The organism is Bacteroides sp. AF25-38AC (genome assembly GCF_003602995.1).
In the GTDB taxonomy this organism is placed as follows: domain Bacteria; phylum Bacteroidota; class Bacteroidia; order Bacteroidales; family Bacteroidaceae; genus Bacteroides; species Bacteroides uniformis.
In genome coordinates this window covers 1-22,395 of the sequence record NZ_QTMD01000005.1, presented here as the reverse complement: position 1 = coordinate 22,395, position 22,395 = coordinate 1, and the positions used below count along the sequence as shown (strand labels likewise).

Annotated in this window: 22 protein-coding genes and 1 tRNA gene; 3 read left to right on the top strand and 20 right to left on the bottom strand. The window is 44.9% G+C overall.

Annotation, left to right across the window (positions count from 1 at the left end):
* The first annotated feature begins 3 nt into the window (after positions 1-3).
* The 3 genes from DWY55_RS04705 (at position 4) to DWY55_RS04695 (ending at position 2,527) form a co-directional block, all read left to right on the top strand.
* Entirely contained in the window at positions 4-675 is a 672-nt protein-coding gene (locus DWY55_RS04705) for an alpha/beta hydrolase (RefSeq protein WP_004288778.1), read from the top strand.
* Positions 676-680: 5 nt separating this feature from the next.
* Positions 681-1,307, top strand: coding sequence for a hypothetical protein (locus tag DWY55_RS04700; RefSeq protein WP_004288779.1), 627 nt, complete (start codon positions 681-683; stop codon positions 1,305-1,307).
* Positions 1,308-1,543: 236 nt separating this feature from the next.
* Positions 1,544-2,527, top strand: a complete 984-nt coding sequence (locus DWY55_RS04695) for a LysM peptidoglycan-binding domain-containing protein (protein WP_004288780.1) — start codon at positions 1,544-1,546, stop codon at positions 2,525-2,527.
* A gap of 620 nt (positions 2,528-3,147) precedes the next feature.
* Here the strand turns inward: DWY55_RS04695 and DWY55_RS04680 are convergent.
* From DWY55_RS04680 to sppA, 20 genes are all read right to left on the bottom strand, one after another.
* On the bottom strand, positions 3,148-4,002 hold the full coding sequence (locus tag DWY55_RS04680) for a hypothetical protein (RefSeq protein WP_004288786.1): 855 nt from the start codon (positions 4,000-4,002) through the stop codon (positions 3,148-3,150).
* Positions 4,003-4,121: 119 nt separating this feature from the next.
* On the bottom strand, positions 4,122-5,276 hold the full coding sequence (locus DWY55_RS04675) for a hypothetical protein (RefSeq protein WP_004288787.1): 1,155 nt from the start codon (positions 5,274-5,276) through the stop codon (positions 4,122-4,124).
* Between the two features lie 26 nt (positions 5,277-5,302).
* Positions 5,303-6,184, bottom strand: a complete 882-nt coding sequence (locus DWY55_RS04670; RefSeq protein ID WP_004288788.1) for a hypothetical protein — start codon at positions 6,182-6,184, stop codon at positions 5,303-5,305.
* 12 nt (positions 6,185-6,196) lie between these two features.
* Entirely contained in the window at positions 6,197-7,432 is a 1,236-nt protein-coding gene (locus DWY55_RS04665) for a hypothetical protein (protein ID WP_004288789.1), read from the bottom strand.
* A gap of 12 nt (positions 7,433-7,444) precedes the next feature.
* Positions 7,445-8,203, bottom strand: a complete 759-nt coding sequence (locus DWY55_RS04660) for an N-6 DNA methylase (protein ID WP_004288790.1) — start codon at positions 8,201-8,203, stop codon at positions 7,445-7,447.
* 1 nt (position 8,204) lies between these two features.
* The gene (locus DWY55_RS04655) at positions 8,205-9,011 is read right to left on the bottom strand and encodes a DUF4121 family protein (protein WP_004288791.1); all 807 of its coding nucleotides are present in this window, start codon (positions 9,009-9,011) and stop codon (positions 8,205-8,207) included.
* Complete coding sequence (locus DWY55_RS04650) at positions 8,998-9,276, bottom strand: hypothetical protein (RefSeq protein ID WP_039952961.1); 279 nt, start codon at positions 9,274-9,276, stop codon at positions 8,998-9,000. Before DWY55_RS04650 ends, DWY55_RS04655 begins: the two co-directional genes overlap by 14 nt.
* Positions 9,277-9,557: 281 nt before the next feature.
* Positions 9,558-9,848, bottom strand: coding sequence for a DUF4120 family protein (locus tag DWY55_RS04640; RefSeq protein WP_004288793.1), 291 nt, complete (start codon positions 9,846-9,848; stop codon positions 9,558-9,560).
* A gap of 94 nt (positions 9,849-9,942) precedes the next feature.
* Entirely contained in the window at positions 9,943-10,422 is a 480-nt protein-coding gene (locus tag DWY55_RS04635) for a hypothetical protein (RefSeq protein ID WP_039953030.1), read from the bottom strand.
* A gap of 42 nt (positions 10,423-10,464) precedes the next feature.
* The gene (locus tag DWY55_RS04630; RefSeq protein WP_117666663.1) at positions 10,465-11,445 is read right to left on the bottom strand and encodes a hypothetical protein; all 981 of its coding nucleotides are present in this window, start codon (positions 11,443-11,445) and stop codon (positions 10,465-10,467) included.
* Complete coding sequence (locus DWY55_RS04625) at positions 11,442-11,807, bottom strand: hypothetical protein (RefSeq protein ID WP_234095700.1); 366 nt, start codon at positions 11,805-11,807, stop codon at positions 11,442-11,444. The genes DWY55_RS04630 and DWY55_RS04625 overlap by 4 nt, the downstream gene beginning before the upstream one ends.
* A gap of 76 nt (positions 11,808-11,883) precedes the next feature.
* Complete coding sequence (locus DWY55_RS21960) at positions 11,884-12,777, bottom strand: hypothetical protein (protein ID WP_039952963.1); 894 nt, start codon at positions 12,775-12,777, stop codon at positions 11,884-11,886.
* 3 nt (positions 12,778-12,780) lie between these two features.
* Positions 12,781-13,908 (bottom strand): hypothetical protein, encoded by a 1,128-nt coding sequence (locus DWY55_RS04610; RefSeq protein ID WP_081446748.1) that lies wholly within the window; start codon positions 13,906-13,908, stop codon positions 12,781-12,783.
* A 20-nt stretch (positions 13,909-13,928) separates the two neighbouring features.
* A complete protein-coding gene (locus tag DWY55_RS04605) occupies positions 13,929-14,204 on the bottom strand; it encodes a hypothetical protein (protein ID WP_007838828.1) in 276 nt (91 codons plus the stop codon).
* A 299-nt stretch (positions 14,205-14,503) separates the two neighbouring features.
* Positions 14,504-15,739 (bottom strand): site-specific integrase, encoded by a 1,236-nt coding sequence (locus DWY55_RS04595; protein WP_004288802.1) that lies wholly within the window; start codon positions 15,737-15,739, stop codon positions 14,504-14,506.
* Positions 15,740-16,211: 472 nt separating this feature from the next.
* Positions 16,212-16,287: transfer RNA gene (locus tag DWY55_RS04585), tRNA-Phe, on the bottom strand.
* 143 nt (positions 16,288-16,430) lie between these two features.
* The gene (thiL, locus tag DWY55_RS04580; RefSeq protein ID WP_005828671.1) at positions 16,431-17,480 is read right to left on the bottom strand and encodes a thiamine-phosphate kinase; all 1,050 of its coding nucleotides are present in this window, start codon (positions 17,478-17,480) and stop codon (positions 16,431-16,433) included.
* A gap of 6 nt (positions 17,481-17,486) precedes the next feature.
* Positions 17,487-18,296 carry a purine-nucleoside phosphorylase gene (locus tag DWY55_RS04575; protein WP_005835556.1) on the bottom strand — a complete coding sequence of 270 codons (810 nt, stop codon included), beginning with the start codon at positions 18,294-18,296 and terminating at the stop codon, positions 17,487-17,489.
* Positions 18,235-19,365 (bottom strand): tetraacyldisaccharide 4'-kinase, encoded by a 1,131-nt coding sequence (lpxK, locus tag DWY55_RS04570; protein ID WP_005828669.1) that lies wholly within the window; start codon positions 19,363-19,365, stop codon positions 18,235-18,237. Before lpxK ends, DWY55_RS04575 begins: the two co-directional genes overlap by 62 nt.
* Positions 19,366-21,135, bottom strand: a complete 1,770-nt coding sequence (gene sppA, locus DWY55_RS04565; protein WP_005828668.1) for a signal peptide peptidase SppA — start codon at positions 21,133-21,135, stop codon at positions 19,366-19,368.
* Between the last annotated feature and the right edge of the window lie 1,260 nt (positions 21,136-22,395).

The following is a 22,395-nucleotide window of genomic DNA, read 5'->3' as shown; positions in this document are numbered from 1 at the left end:
ATTATGGTACGTATTAAGATAACTTCTAAACAAACTAATGGTAGTGCTATAATTAATGCAGAGAAGAAAATTATAGTCTTTTTCATAGGTGGTGCAGGGGATAAAAATAGTTACTATGGTTATGGTCCTACGAAATTAGTAAAAAATAGTATTTTACATGTTTTTAAAGGAAGAATAGCAGCATATAGTTTAATATCACCCCATATCGAATATTTAGGCTATGAAGAGATAAGGGGCGAGGATGATATAAAAAAGAATGTGATAGATAAAATAGCAAGTAAAGATATTCCTATTTATATAGTAGGTCATAGTTTAGGGGGATGGAATTCTGCTCATTTATGTAAACATCTTGTTAATAATGGGTATAACATTAGGATGCTTGTTACATTAGATCCTGTGGGAGAAGGGGTAATTGTATATGTAGGTTCTGATATTTATAAAGAACCGGAAGCAAATCCAGGTGCTAAAATTTGGATTAATATCTCATGTAATCCAATTTATGAAGACCAATCAGATAAAGTTGCTGATTTTGGAGAACGTTGGTTTCCCAAGAACGGACCAACGATATATTATGAAAGTAAATGTTCTCATGCAGAAGTCCTTAGGATGTTTATGGAGAATATATTACAAGATAAGTCAGCATTAGATTTATTAATAGAGGACATTGTTAAATAAATGATATGGGCATTTTATATCTTATATTTAGCCTTTTGATTGTTAGTATTACTTCTATTTGTATTATTGGGTATGTAGTCAAAACAAGAAAATATCATTTCTTATGGATTATTGTTGCTTTGATAGTTTTATTGTATTCAGCAAATGGACTTTACAACTATTATCGAACATGTCAAATACCAAGTATTACCCTACTTTCATTTAGGCAAGTTAATGCCGATGAGATTCATAGCATAATACCATATAACAAAAATTATCCAGTATATGTATTAGAATTTAATTCAGACAAAAAATTGGAAGATTTTTCTCGTGCTCCAAAAATAGCTTTTTTATCTCCTTTTATAGAAAGAAAAGACTATCAGTCTATTTTAGAAATAGGAAAAGATTCTGTTTTTGAGAGTATTTATATATATCCAAGTAAAAAAACTAATAGATATGATTATATTGCTTTATTCCAAAATGATAATGAATCCATAGAGAGGCTACAACATTATAATACACTTTATTTTAGGCTATTTTTTCTTGGTTATTTAGCCCCTATTTATGGTACACTATCTGTTCCTGTTCCAATGTTTGATACACACAGCCGAGATTCAGACCAATTGTTTTTAGACAAATATATAATCCAATAATTGCTTAATGCCGAGTGAATTGTATATATTTAATAACAATAAATAGTATTATATACACTAATAATATTGTAGAGGATTTGTATGATGATTAATTGGGTAAACTTTTTGGAATATGGAGGTGATTAGAAAGATTAGCAATCAAAATGTATAGAAAACACTTAAAATTATTTGATATTTGCGAATATTTTATCAGATTCGTTTAAAATAATACACCATAATTTTAATTATATCCATCTATGAGCCAATACAATAATATTTTTATAAGCAGAGAAGATTTTCTGGATTATAAAACAAAAGGAATTCCGTATACCGGATTTGTAATAGGAGAAGGGTATGCTTATGTGCAATATCAGGATTATTACGAGGATACAGATGGAACAGTCATAGATATGAATGACAATATATTGCCATACCAAATATGCATACCTAACATTGTTCAAATCCAATGCATTGATACCTCAAAGGAAATGATAAAAAAAAGCCTCAGAGGGCTATTTAGCAAAAATGGATGCGCAAGATATGTAGTGTGTGAAGGAGATACCTTAGTATATATTGCAGAAATGTTTGATGTTACCGTTGAAGAATTAAAAAGATGGAATGACCTGTCAAGTGAGTATTCTATATCCACAGGACAAAGGTTATTAATAATTGACATAACGGAAAGAAGGATTATAGATATACCAAGACAGGTTTACCATGGTGAAATAAAAGAATTGAGGGGATTGGCAGCTTTTGAAATGGATATAAACTCTCCTTCTTCAAACATTCTAGGAGAAGGGCTAAGGTTATTCACAAAATTCTTTTATGATGGGGTTAATGCCCCTGTAATTTGGATTACAGGACATACACTTGGCGGTTTTTCTCAAACACCACAAGAAAGGGCACAAGCATTCATGGACTTTGCGCCCACAGCATTCATTGGAGGAACACTAAGAATTTTAGGACCTTGCAGTAAAATAAATAGTGGTCTTAATGGTTATAATGCTTATGTCAAATCTTCAATGTATAAACAAAATCTTTATAAGCCAAAAGGACAAGGATGGCAAAAAGAGGCTGGAAAAATGTTTCAACAGGCTAAACAACGTTTCAAAATGAGTGAAGAAGGTGTATCATTTATTGACATGATAGAAACTTTCAACTTTTGGAATGACACCTCGGAAGAACATTTTAATTGGTATAAAACTTCAACAGATACATTAAACAACAAAAACAATAAGTAATAATGAGTGCACCTGGTATATATTATCACGTTGGGAAATTCTTAGTTTGGATTTGGCATAATCATACACAGAAAAAAAAGATAAAATATGAAGATATTATATTTCAATATCCAATAAAACTATTCTGGATAGTTGGCATTATTGCAGGAATATTATTTATCATAATAGGATATGCGTTATTCAGACTGACAAAAGATCTCTAAGAGCAACGGAAAACTATAAATGGCAGTTTATTTCTAAAACGAACCATAGAATGAATATTCAAAAGACAATAATAATGATTGATATTGTAGGACTGGAAAGTATAGGCAAATATATTATTTGGCTATGGAGTAAATATGTAAAACGAAAACATATACCTTATATGGACCTTGAGTTTCATTATCCCAACTATCTCTTTATAGTACTGGGAAGTATTGTATGTGCCATTATATTGGGCATAGCAATTGCCTATTTTTCAATTAAATAAGGAAAAGACCCCAATTGCCATATTAGATGCAGATTCCCAAAGCGAGCAGAATCAAGAACCGGGAAGTGGCTAAAACGGAAACGCCACAGGTATGATGTGATATACATCACCTTGTGACGTTTCTGTTTTAAGATGTATTTGTCTGCTGTTCTTACTTTTGCAGCAAGTATTCCCCTATTGAATGATACCGGTCTTTGATTGTGGCATTTTCATTGAATCCATTCAGACAATGGAGCAAGGCTTTCTCCAAAGTGGTGTATCTGCGGTTAAAACATTGCGGATTGTCCAGGCAATAGGCATTCAAGGCATATCTGTATGGGGCATATTCAGAATTATCCTCTTTGGTGATTTTCACATGCCAAGGAAAGTGTATCCGCAGGGTGAATGAGCGTGTTTCCCCTTTTGTAGTCCGTTCCTCTTCCTCCAGCATTTTTTTCACGAGAGACCTGTCCAGCAACGGATATCCATATTCCCTGTAATGTTTGATATGGCAGCAATACTCCGTTGCGTATTGCTTCAATTCTTCCGGTCTTATACCATAGTGCTCCCCATAGAAAAGCAGCACTTCCCTGCCTGTTACGATAACGGGCTTTCCGTCCGCTTCATGTTTAAATACCTGCCGTTCCATCTTTTCCCTGTCTGTCAGCAAGGCAAAACCGAAACATTCCGTAAGGGTGAAACTTTCCCTGCCGGGAACGGACAGCCCAATAAGCCTTTCCAATGTGTGGCAGTAAAAGAAAATACCGTCATCGGCCATACCGGTGTCCGGTGAAAGCATAATTCTTACATCCTTGACCTGACCGCTGTCCCTTTGGACAATCCGGCAATTCGCGTAATGTGGCTCACAAGCATTCTCTTTCTTGAACCTGTGGTATTTCTCCAAAATTTCGTTCCGGATTTCCTCCTTGTCGGTCAGGGCAACTCCCAATCCGCAGTTTTCGCACCACCCGTAATAAAAAGCTTCGTCCGTGAAGTGGTCGAACCCTTTTGTGTTGGGGTTTACCATTGCCTCACACCTGACATTGGCCGATCCGCATCTGCTGCACACTATATTATTTCCCATTGTTCTTCTGCTTTACGGGCGACTCACGGCCGCCCTTGTCATACAATTCGGTTGTTATTCTCTTAATTTATCTTTACCCGGTTCATCAGCTGTCCCGAAATTTCATGCAGTTCCCGGCAGCGTTCCGGCTGCTGTTCCCTTGCAAAGGCGGTGATTCCCTGTGTCAGTTTCCATAGCGTGGCCCCACCTGTAACTCCGTCGTCAGGATTGTTGTTCATCAGCAGTTTCTCGACCTCACGTCCTTCGTTTTTCAACAAGGCTCCTTTCTGCACCAGATTCTTCAGTTCCTTGTCGAAATCCACGTCTATCTCCGATGCTCCTTGAATTTCGATGGCCTTCTGCATGATGGTGTCTTTGCTGTACAGTCCTTTGGTCAGGTCGGAAACAGCCGATACGGTGGTCTGCGTGTCCAGTTCGTAGGTCTTTTGGGAGAGGGACAGGGATTCCGGCAGTCGGCCTCCAAGGTGTATCTGCCGCATGACGGACTCCCTGACCATCCCGTTCAGGCACGCCCCGTTGAGCAGGAACGACCGCATATCGACCGATCCGTTGCCATAGTCGGATGTGGAGAAGCGTGCTCCTGCGAAGATGATGACCGTTCCGTTCTTACGGGTGGGTATCTCTATCGGAGTGGGCAGGATTGTCTCACACCATACTTTCGTGTCGTTCATATAGGCATCGGACACGACCGCTCCCTGTCCTCCCGCCTCACGGATGAAAGCGGTCAGGATATCCACCGAGTTCAGCCGACGGTAGGAGTCCGACAATACGCCCCGGACTTCCATTCCTACCGCCCGTATCAGTACCCGTGTACGCTCGGTCCATCCCGAATGCTCGTTCAGGATGGTGGCGCACAACTGTTTCTGCCAAACATCCCCGGCGGAAAGCTCGCGCAGGTATTTGGCGGGAATGCCCATCTTCTCCGAAATCTGGCTTATGGCGTTGCCGTGCAGGTTGAAGTTCCCTTCGGGCATTGCCATCTGTACCCTTCCTTCCGCTTTGAAAGAGATAACGGGGCGTTCCTTGCTACGTTGGCTTACCCCGATGGGAGCGATGAAATCCTGCGCGATCCGTCCCTCACTGAGCAGACGGTTGATGGTGTCCATGACACCGCCTTGCCTGCCTTCTATCATCCGCTGTACCTTGTTAATGACTACCTGGTTGAGGCCCTGCTGTTTCTGTACCGATGCAGTTGCCGGCATTACTGTTGTTTCCATAATACTATGTTTTTAATGTTGATGAATCAGAATTTATTCTTAGAACTTGTCTTGGTTGTTTTAGCATGTCCCATGTATGTTTCTTCTGACAAACGGATATAATCCTCTTCGCTATATCCGGTCAGCCCGAACAGTTCATAATATCCGGGGAAAGTTTTTTTTCCCGCTTCCGGTATATGCATGCTGGTTCCCTTGTGGCAGCAGATGATATGCCGGACAAAGCGGTAACACTTGCAAAGATCAGCCACGACGGTATATTCGTTGTCCGTATGAGGTTCGTAATATCCACAGGAAAGATTGATGCAGGATACTTCCAGACCATTTCTTTTCAAAGCCGCCACATCTGTATTCAGTCCCTGTGCCGGCTTGTAGCCGTACTTCCGGACATCTATAGCTGAAATGAACTCGTTGGAGCAGAGCTTCATCCCATTGATTTGTGTTACCATATCTCCGTTCCCTTTCCGGTCACACTGAATCACGAACCGGCAATCGGAAAAGAAGGACATATCGGCATGGCTGCTGCCTATGCATCCCACCTCCTCCTGTACGAAGAAGGCGCATTTCACCGTCTTGCAATCCTCAAGGCATTTCAGGCAGATCCAGATGCCGTTCTTGTCATCCGCACCGATTCCGGTCATCCGTTTACGCTTGTGATCATAGCCGACAATCATCGAGTCCGCCACAAGATGGGCTGCATAAGAGCCTGTCTTGCGCCGGTGTACCTCGTCCATGTGCGCCACGACACAGGGGTAGCTTTCCCGGTTGCCTTTGACCGCATAGATGTTTCCGTACCTGTCTTGCCGGAAAGGAATCTCCATCCTTTTGAGTTCCTCTATGATGAATTTAGCCATCTTCCCCTCTCTGCCAGAGGGGGAAGAAATGCCGTAAAGAGCCATTAGTTTTTCCATGATAATGATATTTTAGGAAATGAACAATTTTTCGATTTGCAGGTATCGTCTGAATTCCGGTACGGGACGCCCTTTACGAAAGAGGAAAGACGGATATTTCTTTCCTTTATATTCCACTGATAATCCTTTCAGGACTTTCCCAAACACGGTAGATACATAGTACATATCCTGACAGTTCTTGCAGAATGCCGCATCCGGGAAGGTATGTATCTTCCCACATTTGGGACATACATATTTTTTCCTGTTTGCACACCCTTCCGTGCTCCGGCAGGTGGCTATGCTCGTGTCGCCCTCCGTATTTCTCAGTTCCAGGTTACCGTCCGTCAGATGGAGGCTGTAGAACGTGTCGAGGTAAGGCACCCCTTTCTTGTGCCACCTGCAGGCGGGCACTTTCACCGTCAAAGAAACCTGTATATTATCTCCGGCCGCCCATTCCTGCCCCTCAATGGGATTCAGTACGGTGAAATCCGTTGTATGTGTATAATCGTTGTATCTGCGTCGCAACAGGATGCCTGCCTCCTGCGCCTGCTTGCGGATCAGTTCGACGACGAATGCGTGTGAGGAATAGATACGATCCAGCAGGGAGGCGGCAATCGGTGTGTTTATTGATTTCCACAATGTTATCTCGTTCCATACAATGGCCCGTCCGACCACATTGCTGCTGTCATCCTTTGCCACGAGTATTTTGGCTCCTGCGAAATTGGCATAGAAATCCGCTGCATTACGGGCCTTGTCTTCATATCTCATACAGGAGTTGTGCAGGCTGGATTCGCTACCGTCAGATATGGGACTATAGTTGCTTTCCAGATAAGCCTCCATAAAATCGTTCATACTGTCATGCAGTCTGATTGTGACCTTGCTGTCCAGCGAGATGGCGCTGCAGAAATAGTTGATTTCATCGGGCTGGTACGGTCCCAGATTTTTGAACAGCTCGATAAACGTGGACGGTTCCAGATCTGTCCGGTTCTCCGGAAACCAGGGTGCCTGCGGATTGTTCCGGTCCGGGAAATTGGGATGGGCCAAGTCTTTGTTGCATGCCGTGAACACGATCCGGATTTTCTTGAACGTGCCGGTTTCCGTCCGTTTGCGTTTGGTGGAGAAAAAATTGTAGGACCCCCGTATGACTTCTTCCACCGGTACATTCTTTTTTACTTCCGAAAGGATATCTTTGGCTATTACACTTCCGTTTTCCGCCGCATGGGTCAGGCGGGATTTCAATTCGTTGCTAACATTCAGTTTCATAATCATTCGGTTTATTGTTTATAAATTCTGTTGTTTATATGGCAATTGTTTCTTGCCAGGCTGCATTTGGCGCAATTTCTCTTTCCGCTTTCTGAGCAGGTCAACGGACATGTTCCTGCTTGTCCGATATTCCTCCTCACTCATCCGGCGAATGGAGGGAATGCCCGTCTGGGTCAGCGTATGGTTTACCATCCAGCCGTCCATGAAGTTTTCGGGGCAGAGGCTGTCATGGTGGATGACCTCACCTATGCAGCCATGTACGAGCATGTTGCAAACGGTCATCAGGCAACAGGTACGGCTGACATCCTCTGCAACCAGATAATTACCCAGGTGGCGTACATGATATGCCAGCAGCAGCCTTCCGCTTCCGCATGTCGGGTCACAGATACGTTTTCCTATCGCTGTCTCCCCCGAATCGGTACATAAAACCATCAGGTCGCAGATATCCGGCGGAGTGAAGAACTGTCCGTTCACCTGCCGACCGCTTTTGGAGGATATTGCCATGAAGAGGTCACCGAACGCATCAAACCATCCGCCGGATTGCAATTCCCGCTGCATGAGCCGTATCCATCCGGTAAGCATTTCCATAAAATGCCTGTTCTGCTGCCGTTTGTATTTCCAGTCCATAAGGGGCGGTGCGCCGGGAGAGAACCCGTGAATGACATAACGCAGGAAATCGTTGAAAACGGATATCGGATCGTAGCCGTTCGAATAGGCGAAATCACAGACCATTTTCTCAAGCGGACGTATCGCCTGCGGTGTGTTGTATGGTGCCATATTACTCTGATTTTTTATAGATTGTTACTATATGTCTTTTATGGTCAGTCTGTATCCTGACGGGAGAAATGCCAAGGAAAGAGAGATGGGTGTCCGCTTTCAGCATGTTCCATTCCCATGTGGGAAGTTCCTTCCATTCCATACGGTATGCCCAGAGTATGAACAGACCGGGACGGAATCCGTTGAAAAGCTTTCCGTGCAGAATCCCGACCAGCCGTTCCAGTTCTTCCCGCGAGTAAAGGGTGAATGCCTCATTCCGATAGACAAAGGCATCAGCCGGTTCAATATCCGGCTGACACTCGATGAGGTATCTCGTCCATTCTTTTGTGGTGTACTTTCCGTACAGAGGATCGGGTTCCGTGTATTTCCATGCCCTGACGAATGTGTGGAAGAGGACGGCACCGTTCCTGTGCCTTCCGGTATGCCCCCACATCCGGAACTGTTTGCTGCGTATGCCATCGGGAATCAGCAATTCCGGATCGGTTGTAACCCAAGGGCCTCCTTCCGTATTGTAACCGGTACACTTTTCATTTTCATGGCAAAAAGGTGTTTGTGGGAGAAGGCAGATATGAACTTCCCGGTCATCGCCCCTTTCAATGTGTGCCTGCGGATAATAGTCACCGCCACGGGTGATATAAGTGACAACGTCTCCTGCAGTCGGTAAACCGACTCTTTCCCTGTCCTCCCGCATCCTTGAAATCAGCCGGTTCACCTTCTCCACATCACATTCCTTTATGGAGCAGGCACACCCTTCATGCCTGTTGAGCAGAGTCAGACTTTCCAGGTCATAAAAATTACCGTACTTCATATTGAGATCGTTTTTGTTGATACAATTTGACCTGACGAGTAACCATGTCGCAGAACTTCTGTCCGTTCTTCTTCTCGCTTCTGAAATAGGCAATCATGTCCCAGAGATTCCGATTGAAGTAGCCGGTCCATTTTTCGTAATAGTGACTTCCATAGACCTTTCCGAACGTTTCCTCGAAAAGTGCAGGAGTCAGCCCTTCATCCCCGTGGTGGTTGTATTGCCACAGGGAGACAAGCAGCAGCTGGTTATAATCCAGTGTTTCCATATCTGTTCTTTTTTAAGTAAAACATCGGCCTACATGGGTAGGCATTTTTATTTCTTGATGTCTTTCCAGTCTGTTTTCCGGGGATTGCGGCAAGGCTTGGCGAAAGAAAATACCGCAGCGAAGCGAGGATGATTTTCTTTCAGCCAACCCAGCCCCTGAAAGGGGCCGCCTTGCACAATCAGCCCGGAAAACGGCTATCTTTACAGCAAGAAATGAAAAAGCAGACCTCGGATTCTCTGTTCTGAAGTCTGCTTTTCGGTCATTGTCAAGTTTCATGTTTTTCAGGTATGTATCTGCCATCCGTGGAACGGCTGCAATGTTACGGCAAATGATTTGTCCGGTATTCCGTGATAGAGCAGACCTCCTATGATACCTATTCTTCCATCAGCATAATGCTGGGTAAAGCCGAACGAGTATGGGGCATGGTCATAGTAGAGTGAAATCTCACTGGGATAGTCAGGATTCCCTTCCCAACTCTTCAACCGTTCCAAGCACTTTTGAAGTGAGGTGTCACCAATGGATTCGGCATAGCGCTTTACGTTCTCGAAATGTTCTTCATTCAGGATTTTCATAACTTTGGTGTTTTATCTGTTAAACAATGAAAAAGCGAACTCCGGCTTTTCAGCACTGGAGTCCGCTTTTCGGTCATACTTGAATTCCATGTCGTCAAATAAAGGGTAAGTCGGTATCTTCCAGCATGGGCGCGAGCATCCGGCACATTTCGTAAGACGCTTGATTTCGGCTGTCAATCCGGCACGACTCACGTTTTGCCATGGCGATGATACATACCTTTATTGTTTTGAAAAATGTCTGTTCCAAGGTCTTATGGAAAAACGGGAGTGTCTCTGCAAAACGTTCGGGACTGAATCCCGTATCATTCAGTGCCTGTTCCAGTGCCTTTGCCGCCTTATACTCCCGGCTTTGTTCCAACCGTTCCGGTAAACCTCCGGACTGCGCTATATGGAGCTGGCGTTCCAGTTCGGTAACGGCTGCCGAGAGCAACAGCTTGATGGCATCCGGATTTCCGATGCCGAATTTCCGGTTGTCGGTTGTGTGAAATTCGATCAGGTTTACAGAGCCGTTCTCCTGAAGATTTCTGTAGTGCGTCAGGTTCTCACCCAGCATCTTTGTTCTTTGATTATCCATAGTTTTATTCATTTTCAAGATGTGTAAAAGACTCGTCTGTTTTCAGTCAATCCAAAACGTGCCGCAATGCGGACATTTGGTACCGCATGGGAAGCTGTTTATATAATAGGTATCTCTGTGGCGTTTATGGTTCATGTCTCCAAAAGTACATCCGCCTTCCCGAAACCTTTTTTCATAAAGAGCTTCCTGCTTCTGATATTCATTTATGTGACTCTTCTGCAAAGTGACTTCCAGAGACATCATTCCGGTTTCCCAACGGGTGGAATCACACCAGCTGTTCAACAACCCGCAAATTTCATTCGCATAGGAATAATGTACCTGAGAATCCACAAAAAGATTGTCCCTGTAAAACGGAAGGGTGATGTCAGTCTGAAGACTTACATGATACCCCGCACCATTCCGGCTGTCTACAATAGCAACAATGACACCTCCATAGAATCGGATGCGCTTGAAATCATGTGAAGTATCTCCCGTAATCAGTCTGGAGAATATGGCATTGAAATAGATGAGGAGTTCGCCACCGTACGGAGCATTGAACAGAAGTTCATGGAGTTCATCGGTAAACAGCCCTTCCTTCAGTTGAAGCGCCCGTCTGATTTTATGAAGAGAGACCGTTTCGGATTCTCCGCGCCCACAGCCCCCATACACATAGCCCTCGATTTCGACTCCAAGGGAGTAGAACATATTGGTTACAGCGGAATTGTCTATCAGTTCTTCTGCCGGATCGGTATTGTTCCGTTCGTAAAGCAGGTCTTTTATCTTCTCCTCATGTCGGATATATTCGGCGGATTTCCCGTCCGCTTCCATCTCATTCCGTATCTCCGAGAGATACCCTTGCAGGTTGCCATGTTCCTGATCGGCATACCACTCCAGGATTTGTTCTTCCAACGGACTGAGACTGTTCCGACGGATGCACTGCTCCTGCAAATCATCATGGCTGTCCAAATTCTCCCGGTAGTCCACGTAATAGAGGCTGACCGAATGAGGAACATAGTCCGTCCAGGATTGTTTTTCCTTCTTCATACCGCTTCCTCCTCTGTCTTTAATGTTGTCACATCATCCACTCCGTTGACGGGCGGCAAACAATCTATGATATATGACAGATGTCCGGCAAAGGCTTCATCCGGCCGGAAGTTTACCTCATTCCCGTATTCATTCTCCACACCATAGAGGCGCAAGTTGCCGTTCTCAATGGTAACCCTGCAAATCAGCACATCAGCCGGAGCCAGTTGTACGCTGCCTGTATTGACAGCAATGACGGGGCATTCCCCATCATTGCTGTTCCATTCATAGGAAGCTCCATGCAGTTCTATGGCTGCATACAATTCCCTGTATTCCATTTCTTTGATAGCCCTTATCCGGGCGTAAAAGTCTGTATGGTTCATATTGCGTTTTTTTTGTTGGATTTCTGATACATGTGCAGGATGGAAACCCTGCCGGGAACCCATCCTGCATACTGATTCAAGCCTGCACTTCCTTCTTTTCCATTCTGATACTCCGCAGCTTGTACAGCAGGTAATGGAACAGTTCCAGGTCGTAGATGCGGTAAAAGAACTTTTCCCCTGTTTCTTTGACCGTTCCGGCGAAAGACACAGACTCTCGGTTGGTGGGATATTGCAGAAAATCCCCGTTTGCTGACAGGGTATGTCTGTTTTGCACCACTCTTTCCAGGAATCTGCCCATATCGTCGTTTCCCTCATAGCCGGAGAAGTAGAGGAAATGATGGCGGCGCAAGCTTTGGAGAACCCTGGCTGTTTCCTGTCTTGCATCCTTGCCGGAGGATTCGTCCGTACCTTTCACCAGGTTGCAGATGAATTTCTTCTCTCCATTTTTGTCAAGAAACAGATATGGGACTATAACTGTGAAACTATGCCGTGTATGGTCAAATATTCCCATTGGTTTTTCTTTGAGGATGCCGCCTTTGAATGTGACCTTCCGGTAATGTCTGTCCATTTGCTGTTCCAAATCCTTTCTTGGTGTGTTCACGGAACGCAGCCCCGTAAAATACCGTCCGTCTGTCCGGAAGCAGAACCGGTGAATGCCGGCATGATACGGCTCGCTCATGAAAAAGAAATTCCGGGTGTGCCGGATGGGTGGCTGGGTGTCCATATAGTCAAAATAGTCCTCTTCCGTAATTTCACAGAACGGGGCGCAGAGAGACTGCAGGTGGATCTGCATTTTTTTGCAGATGGCATTCCCGGGCACGGCAATGAGGCTGGGGTTATTTTCCCTTTCCCTCAATTCTTCCAGTGTTTCGTGACCATAATCACTATGTATCCCATCAGACATGACGGTCACGCAACTTCCGTCAAAGCAACGTGAATCAATGATGAATCTCAAATTGTCGTTTTTCATGGCTCAGATGTTTTGAAGGTCCAACAATCTTTTTGCGGCACCGAGGGCATTGGAGGTAAGCTGCCGTTGCCATGCCTTGTTTTTGGGTGACCAGCGGAATCCGGAGGATTTCAGTTCCTTTCGTCTGCTGTCTTCGGGAATCCTGTCAAACAGGATCTGAAGGCGGTCTTCCCCATAGTTCCATACAAGTGTCCCGCCCTCGAACGGCACTTCCTTGTTTTCCCGGCTTTGCATCGCTTTCAGCTTTTCGCGCATCCGTTCCGCCAGTTCCGGCAATTGGAAGAATTTGTTTCTCGGTGTGATTACGGGTTTCTTCACCCTTGCGTTATATTCGGAAATGAAGTCCACGGCCCTACGGACGATTTCCACTTCCCCGTGATTGGCCAGGGTGGATACCTTGTTCAGGATGCTGCTGACAAACAGGGCACGGCTATAGCCCCGGCATTGTCCGGTATCAATCCCATGGATGGTGTCGGCACTGCTCTTGATGTCGCGTTTGAGCGTCTGCCATGCCTTTTCCTGTTTCTCTTCCTCCGGTCGTGCGGCTTCCTTTTTCCGTCTGACGGTTTCAAGAACTTTTTTCCGCCAATTGCGGAATTCTTCGTAACGGTTCTGATAGCTTCTGTTCGCTTTTTCCTGCCTGTAGTAATCAAATCCGCTCCGTCCCGTCACCATCGGGTTGGCACAGCGGGAGAGGACCGAGAGCTGGGCGGACAACTTCTGCCGGTAGGCGGCGATGTATGTATCCCGTTCCTCTTCCGGCATGAGTTGCAGGTCGTTGTGCAGCTCCTCTCCGTAGATCATGATGTCCGTCTCGCCGCGAATCTCCGGATTGAAGGAACTCCAGGCGTATGCGTCGCAAGCCTGTTTCCACATATCATCCAAATAGGCAGGATGTTTGAATGCTACGGCTTGCCAGTCTTTGAAATCCCTGGAATGCAATTCATTCCGTTCTTCCGGATTCCCATACAGGTGTGTGTAATTGGACATTCCATGATGCTCCTTTCTGAAAAGGAACGGTACGGGGGGATAGTCCGTACCTTTTTTCCGGATCATCGTGACCCTGTGTGCATTCTCTATGGTTAGGTCTGCTACTTGTTCCTCGCAGATCTTTGCTGTTGTTTCATTCATAATCATTACTTTTTTAAATGTCAGCCGTAAATCATTTCTTCCAGTTCATCGTCCGTCAACAGGCGGATCTCTTCGTCCGAACAATAGTAAGCGATTTCTTCGTCCAAATCGAATGCTGCCGGATCAAGGCTTCTGATGCCATCCAGCAGTTCCTGTTCCAGTCTTTCTACGGAAACCAGATAGTTTCCATCTTTGCCTTGCACTTCCCGTGCAGGATAGCTCATTTCCCGATAAACCAACATCGTCATTTCCGGATTGGCTTCCTGCTGTCCTTTGCTTGTCGTCTTTCTGTTCATACCTTTATTTTTTTAAGTTTGACATGATCGGCTCCATGGAGCCGGATTTTCGTTTTCTTACTTGCCGGGCTGTCCTTTGTCGGGGATTGAGCAAGGCTTGGCAAAAGAAAATACCGCAGCGAAGCGAGGATGATTTTCTTTTAGCCAACCAGCCCCTGAAAGGGGCCGCCTTGCGCAATCAACCCGACAAATGGCTATATTTGCAGGTAAGAAATTGAAAGGACGGCAGGATATTGTGAATTATAGATTACAAAAAAAGCCATCCCTAGGGGGACGGCTTAATGACTGAATTTATATACTTATTGTGCAAGACGCTCCTTCACGCTGTTCATTGCTTCTTTCAGGCTGCTGTTCATGACCCGTGCATAATGCTGTGTCATACGTGTGGAGGCATGGCCGAGCATGACGGAAACATCTTGAAGAGGCACATTGTTGGCAAGCGTGACCGTAGTCCCGAAAGTGTGACGGGCAACGTGCGTGGTCAGATTCTTCTTAATGCTGCAGAAATCGGCTATTTCCTTGAGATAGCTGTTCATCTTCTGGTTGCACATGACGGGCAAACAGCATCCTTTCTTAATGCAGGTCGGATGTTCCTTGTATTTCTCCAATATGGCCAGGGGTACGGGCAGCAATGGAATATTGCTGATGGAAGAGGCCTTCCTACGGTGTTCCAATTTGACCCTTCCTTTTCTTATCCACCAGTCTCCGAGATTGTCCTGTACCAGATTCTCTTTGTTCAGACTGGCAACATCGGAGAATGCCAGACCGGTGAAGCACGCAAAGACAAAGACATCCCTGACCAGTTCAAGCCGTGGAATGGTGAATTTCTTTTTCATTACGGTCTGCAACTCGTCGTAGGTCAGGAATACCGGATCGGTCTCGTCCTGCTCCATCTTGTAACCGTAAAAGGGATTCTTGCGCATCCATTCCTTTGCCAATGCCATATTGGTAAATTTCTTGAAGCATTTCATATAACGGACTATCGTGTTCCGGCACAGTCCCGCCTCCGTTTTCAGGTAAATGTCAAACGCACGGATGAACTCCGGTGTCAGCTCATGGAAAGTGACATCCTCCTTTCCATAATAAGAGGGGATGAGCAGCTGTAATTTCTTCACCACGTTCTTATACCGGTTGATCGTGACGGGAGAGTAGTCTATACCCGCCAATGTTTCCATTTCCTTGATGCCTTCCCTCATGGTGCCGAGCAGTGTACGCATTTCGGTGTCTTTCCCGAAAACACGTTTAAGAATCAGTTTTGGGGTAATCAGGGCCTGTTCCAATACCAGTTCCTTGTGTTTTTCCAAGGCGCGTGCGTGCAGTTCGGCAATATAGGCGTTCAGTGCCACTGATGCCCTGTCCCTGCCTTTACTGCATCCTTTGGCGGCGTTCCATAAGTTCAGGGGTACGCTTCTTTGGATACGTACATCGTCATAGTCTCCATTGATGGTTATCCGCATCAATACCGGTGCCTCACCGTTTTTCAACAATTTCGTTTTAAGCACGAAAAACAGAATGTTCATTGTTCCTTGTTTCATCACTTTTGTTTTTTGAGGTGTTACATTCAATTGTTTCGTCAAAACCGGATGGCATGAGGACGTGGAGCGAAATGTTAAATTCGGTGGCTTTTTTGAGGGACTTGTGGAAAAGCCATAAAAATCCCATTTTTCTCAGGTTCGAATTGCCTTTTGTATCCCGGGTTCGATTCCTTTTTTTTATCCTGATGGGAAATACCGAATTTTTAAATTTCTTTCACTTTTTCGACTTCATCCGGTCATGTGTGCAAAATTACTTTTTCACACCGGAGATTGGAATTGTCAAACAGCTGAAAAACAATGAAGTATGGTGCATATTTATGGCTTTTTCAAAAGCCTTAAAAAAAGCCACTGAATTGGCAAAATCCAACTTCACAAATATGTAGCGGAATGCGTAGTGAGGGTAAAAAAAGAACCCTTGAACTATCTCTAATTCAAGGGTTTTCATGTGTGAAAAGCATTTATGTACTTTCTTTGGTGGTGCCACCAGGAATCGAACCGGGGACACAAGGATTTTCAGTCCTTTGCTCTACCAACTGAGCTATGGCACCATGTTTATCTCTTTTGCGGTTGCAAAGGTAGTGAAACTTTTGGACTATGCAATAGCTTTCATAATAAAAAACGCTGATAATTGGCTATATGGCTAATTATCAGCGTTTATGATTTGAGAAAAAATACTGAAAAAGTTTTATAGTTATGCTTTTTCCGCTTCTTCTTCCTTCAAAGGATTCCATCCTTGTGCTTTGAGTTCAAACTCTTGACCGTCACGGGTAATTAGGGCGCAGCCTAATTCCGGTTTGGTGATATGGCCAATCAGCTTGACGCCTTCCATTTCGGCAACCTTTTCATGGTCGGCAATGGGGACGGTGAACAATAACTCATAATCCTCGCCTCCGTTCAGTGCACAAGTGCTCAGGTTCATATTGAATTCTTCTGCCATTACAGCCGTCTGATAGTCGATAGGAATATGTTCTTCGTAAACTCGGCAACCCACTTTGCTTTGGGTACAAATATGCAGTAATTCCGAAGAAAGTCCGTCCGATATATCCATCATGGAGGTGGGTTGTATACCTTCTTCTGCCAGTTTCTGAATGATGTCACGGCGTGCTTCGGGCTTCAGTTGACGTTCCAGAAGATACTCCTTCCCCGAGAAGTCCGGTTGCAAGTCTTTGTCACCTCCTTTGAGCACCGCCTTTTCGCGTTCCAAAAGCTGTAGTCCCATGTAGGCGGCACCCAAGTCGCCGCTGACGCAAATCAGGTCGGTTTCGCGGGCACCATTGCGGTAGACCACTTTTCCTTTCTCACCCTCGCCTATGCAGGTGATGCTGATGGTAAGCCCAGTATAGGAAGCGGAGGTGTCTCCTCCCACGATGTCAACATCATATTCTTCGCAAGCCAAACGGATGCCGGCATAGAGTTCCTCCATGTCTTCTATACTGAAACGCTTGGATATACCCAAGGAAACGGTAATCTGCTTCGGTGTGCCGTTCATGGCATAGATATCGGAGAAATTGACTACGGCCGATTTATACCCCAAATGCTTGAGCGGTACATACACAAGGTCGAAGTGGACGCCTTCCATTAGCAAGTCGGTGGTAACGAGCACTTCCTTTTCGGCCGGGTAGGAGAGGACGGCGGCATCATCTCCGACACCATATCGGCTCGACTCATTCTTTAGTTCAATGCCTTCGGTGAGGTGACGGATGAGGCCGAATTCACCGAGGGTAGCTATTTCTGTTCTCATGCTTTCTTATGCTCTATTAATCAATTCACGCATAATCTCTGTCATTCTCGGTTGTGCCTCGTCTGCAGCTTTCTGCACTTCTTCGTGAGAAACTTCTACGATTTTACCTTCTACCCCCAAGTCTGTAATGACAGATACGCCGAACACTTTGATTCCGCAATGATTTGCCACGATGACTTCCGGCACGGTGGACATGCCCACTGCATCGGCACCCAGAATATGGAACATCTTGTATTCCGCAGGTGTTTCGAATGTGGGACCTTGCGTACCGATATAGACACCGTGCTGAACCTTGATGCCCTTTTCTGCTGCAATGGCGTCGGCCTTACGAATCAGCTCTTTGTCATAGGCCTCGCTCATATCCGGGAAACGAGGGCCGTAAGGTATGTTTTTGCCACGCAATGGATGTTCGGGGAAGTAGTTTATATGGTCGGTGATAATCATCAGGTCGCCGATCGCAAAATCCGGATTTGTGCCGCCACTGGCATTGGAAACGAACAAGGTCTTGATACCCAGTTCGCGCATTACACGTACCGGGAAGGTTACTTCCTTCATGGAATAGCCCTCGTAAAAATGGAAACGTCCCTGCATCGCCATGATGTCTTTATGGCCCAGTTTGCCGAAGATAAGTTTTCCGCTGTGTCCCTCTACGGTAGAGACGGGGAAGTTGGGGATTTCTTCGTACCTTATCTCATACTTTTCAGTGATTTCACCGGCAAGACTGCCGAGGCCGGTACCGAGGATGATTGCTGTCTCAGGCTGGGTGTGCATCTTTCCCTTCAGAAAGGCTGCTGTTTCTTGAATGCGCTCTAACATAGCCAATAATGTTTTGGTTAAATATATATTGTTGATTTTGTAAAATTTCTATTTCTATCGGCAGCACGTAGATGTACGGCTTTAGTGTTTCGTCCAGTGCGGGATGGAGTTTCAGCCTTGCCGCATCTTTCTCCGTGGTGATTATCAGTCTTTTCCACTCTTCCAGGTGCAGGAATTGTTCCTTTATTTGCAATAAATCCTTGGGAGTAAAGTCATGATGGTCATCAAATGACAGCAATTTGACGTGTGGCGTGTAAGATTCCACTTCTTTCTGTAAGGGGGCGGGGGAGGCGATGCCTGTCACCAGCAGTACTTGCTCGTCTCTGGTGAGGGAGGAGAGCACTTTCCGGCTGTTCGTTTTCTCGGGAAATAGCGGTGTCAACATTCCATAGCGGAATCTGGAGAAATACAGTTGTTGGTATGGATAGAGGTGGAGCCGTTTAGCTATGATGTTGAAGTCTATCGGCTTGATATCATCCGGACATTTGGTGACGATGACCATCTGTGCCCGGTTTTTACCGCTTGAAGGTTCGCGGAGTCTTCCGGCAGGGAGCAAGGCATCATCGCACAGTAACCGGTGAAAATCAGTTAGTAGAATGTTCAGCCCAGCTTTTACATGGCGATGTTGGAAGGCATCGTCCAGGATGATGGCTTCTACAGTGGGATTTTCCAGTTTCAGCAGTTGCTCAATGCCGTGGCAACGGTTTTCGTCTACCGCTACCCGTGCATTGGGGAATTTATTTTTAATTTGATACGGCTCGTCACCTATTTGGCGTACATTGCTCTTGTCATCGGCCAATACATAGCCTCGGCTTTTACGCTTGTAACCCCGACTGAGGGTGGCTACATTTACTCCGTTTTTTTGTAATAGCTTTATCAGATATTCGGTATGTGGCGTCTTGCCAGTTCCGCCCACAGCAAGATTGCCCACGCATATTACTGGAACGTCAAAACTCTTTGACCGGAGCCAGCCCCAGTCAAAGAGTTTATTTCGCAAGCATACCCCTATCCCATAAAGCCATGATAGGGGATATAGCCAATGATATATCTTGATAAAGTTTTCCTCCATTTATTGAATATTCAGTTCAAAGGGTACACGTGCTTGTATACGGTCACATTTGTCAAAATTCTCCAGGACGCTGAACTGCTGGTATATCTCGCCCATTGTGCCTTTCAGCATACGTGCTTTGATGTAGTTACCCGGATTGGTGTTCATCAGACTTTCAAAGAAACTTTCCTTTTTCGGATAGCTCATCACGGTATAGGCATCTACTCCGGCCTTTGCAATGGCAATGTCCAAAGCTTTGTCCAAACCACCCAATTCGTCGACTAGTCCTAGTTCCTTGGCCTTGCTTCCGGTCCATACACGGCCTTGGGCAATTTTATCCAGGTCTTCCTTGCTGATGCCTCGGCCATCGGAGCAGCGGGTGAGGAAGAGGTCATATCCGTTGTTCACATACATTTGCATCAGCCCTTTTTCTCCGTCATTCATCGGGCGTGTCAGCATGCCGAAGTCTGCGTATTTATTGGTTTTCACTACATCAAAATTTACCCCGATTTTATCAGTCAGCCCCTTTGCGTTGGGGAACATGCCGAAGATGCCGATAGAACCCGTCAGTGTGGTAGGCTCGGCCACGATGGTGTCTGCATTACAAGAAATGTAGTAACCTCCTGAAGCTGCATAGTCACCCATGGAAACAATGACTGGTTTCTCTTTCTTCAATTCGCTGACGGCATACCATATCTGTTCTGAACCATAGGCGCTTCCGCCCGGTGAGTTTACGCGTAATACTACAGCTTTTACATCTTCGTCATCTTTCAGCTTGCGCAGGTCTTTAATCACCTTTTTAGAGTCGATGCCTTCTTCGCTGGAGGCAGAAGATGAACCACCGTCAATTTCTCCATAGGCATAGTATACGGCAATCACATTTCCACTTTTGTCTTTGGGAACATTCTTCTTTACGTTAATCATGTCCTGCAAACCAAGTACGGGCATGCGGTCGTCTTTGTCGATGCCTACCATCGCTTTCAGGTAGTTGCGTACATCATTCTTATATATTAATGTATCGACCAGTCCGCATTGCACACTTTCTTCTGCGGGATAGAACATCAACATGCGGTCGGCAATGGCGTTCAGTGAGTCTACAGATATTTTGCGTGATTCTGCAACATCATTGGTCACTTGTCCCCAGATGGAGGTCAGGTAAGCGTCGATTTGTTCACGGTTGGCAGGGCTCATTTCGGTAGAGATGAAAGGCTCTACAGCCGATTTGTAGGTACCTACTTTGAATATCTGCATTTCTACTCCGATTTTGGCCAGCAAATCCTTGAAGAACATGGGGGTAGCGGCCAAGCCCCTCCACTCGACCATACCTTGCGGGTTCAGCAACACCTTGTCGGCTATACTTGACAGATAATAAAGACCTTGGGAATAGCTGTCACCATAAGCCACGATGAATTTTCCCGATTCCTTGAAATCCTTCAATGCATTGCGTATTTCTTCGCGTGAAGCAAATCCTGCACCCAGCGAAGTCGCTTCTATATAGATACCTTTAATGTCGTCATTCTCTTTTGCTTTTTTGATAGAAGAGAGGATATCATCCAGGCCATAAGTCTTATAATTGTCTCCCATAAGGGCATCGAACGGATTGTCTTGGCTGCGTTCAGCCAGTGCACCATTCAAATCCAGCATCATAATGGAGTTTTTGCGTACTTGCGTTTCTGACTCCGAAGATGATACCATGCTGAAAACCACCAAAATACTGATGAAAACTAAAACAACGACTGATACGATGATGCCGGTAATGGTGGCAAACGTAAATTTCAGAAAATCTTTCATTGCACTTTATTGTTTTTAGTATGCTAACTTTTAAAAGCTAACAAAGATAAATAATTAGGTTGATATTTACCCTATCTGTCGCTGAGTTTTTCGGTTTGTCACAGTATTGTGGGAGATTTCATTCTCTTTTCTTTTATCTTTGGAGTATTTCATTTCGTTCTTTATGGATAGTTAGTTTCTAAAATGCCAGATATAATTGCTATCTCTTTACTTTCTGAGTCTGTTTCTCTAAAAACTAGTCTTTCCACAGCAATGTTCTTTTCTTACCACAGCTGTGGAAAGAAAGAAACGCGGGTGTGGTAAGAAAGAAACATATCTGTAGTGAGAAAAGTTGTTCAGTAGTTCTCGTTTAGTATCCGGGCTTTCCGGATGTAGCCTTTCGCAGGTTTATTGTCAGTTCTCTTTGGGCTCCTCAAGCGTGGTGCCGGCCGTTCAGTGGTCTATGTCAAGGGGTGAACTTAGTATATTCCGATGCGCGCGCGTATATATATAATGTGTCCCCTTCCTTCCTGCCTTTCTTTCCCTTTAAAAAATATGCTTTAAAACATATCTATCAATCAGCTAGTTATGAAAAAGTTCACGTAAACCCTCAAAAAAAGCTTGTATATATTTTGCAGATGTCCGTAAAAGCCCTACTTTTGCATCCGCTTTCGGGAACGAAGGCGGCGATGTTTTGACATTCTGACAGTAAAACGGAGCGGTAAGCTTCCATTTTTCTCTTCTTTGCCATAGGTTTCTTTCGGAACTTCGGCCTTGGAAAAGAAAAGTGAAAAAAACTTCCGAAACATTTGGAAGTTATGCTTTAAAGTTCTTACCTTTGCACCCGCTTTTGAAAACGAAAGCAGCGCGAGTTGACATTCTTCTTTCAAGAAACGGTGCCTGGTCCTTCTTCCTTTTTCTTTTTGCCTCCCTTTCGACAAGAGAGACGACGAGGAAAGAGAAAAAAGAAAAATGAAAAAAAACTTCCGAAAATATTTGGAAGATATGCTTTAAAGTTCTTACCTTTGCATCCGCTTTCTGAAAAGAACAGCAATCGTGAAACGAGCGATCTTTGAACAGATTTACATAAACAATACAAGTAGTACAAGAGCAGGTGCTTCGCAAATTAATAATTGGAAACTAATGATTAAGGCGCGTCGTACCTGGGTAAAACAAAAGAACCGTCAATACCTATTCTATATAGATTAGGTAAAGATAAACTTTTTGAATTCGAGCGTCCTGAACAGATAATTAAGCTGTCGCACTTTAATTTTTAATTTG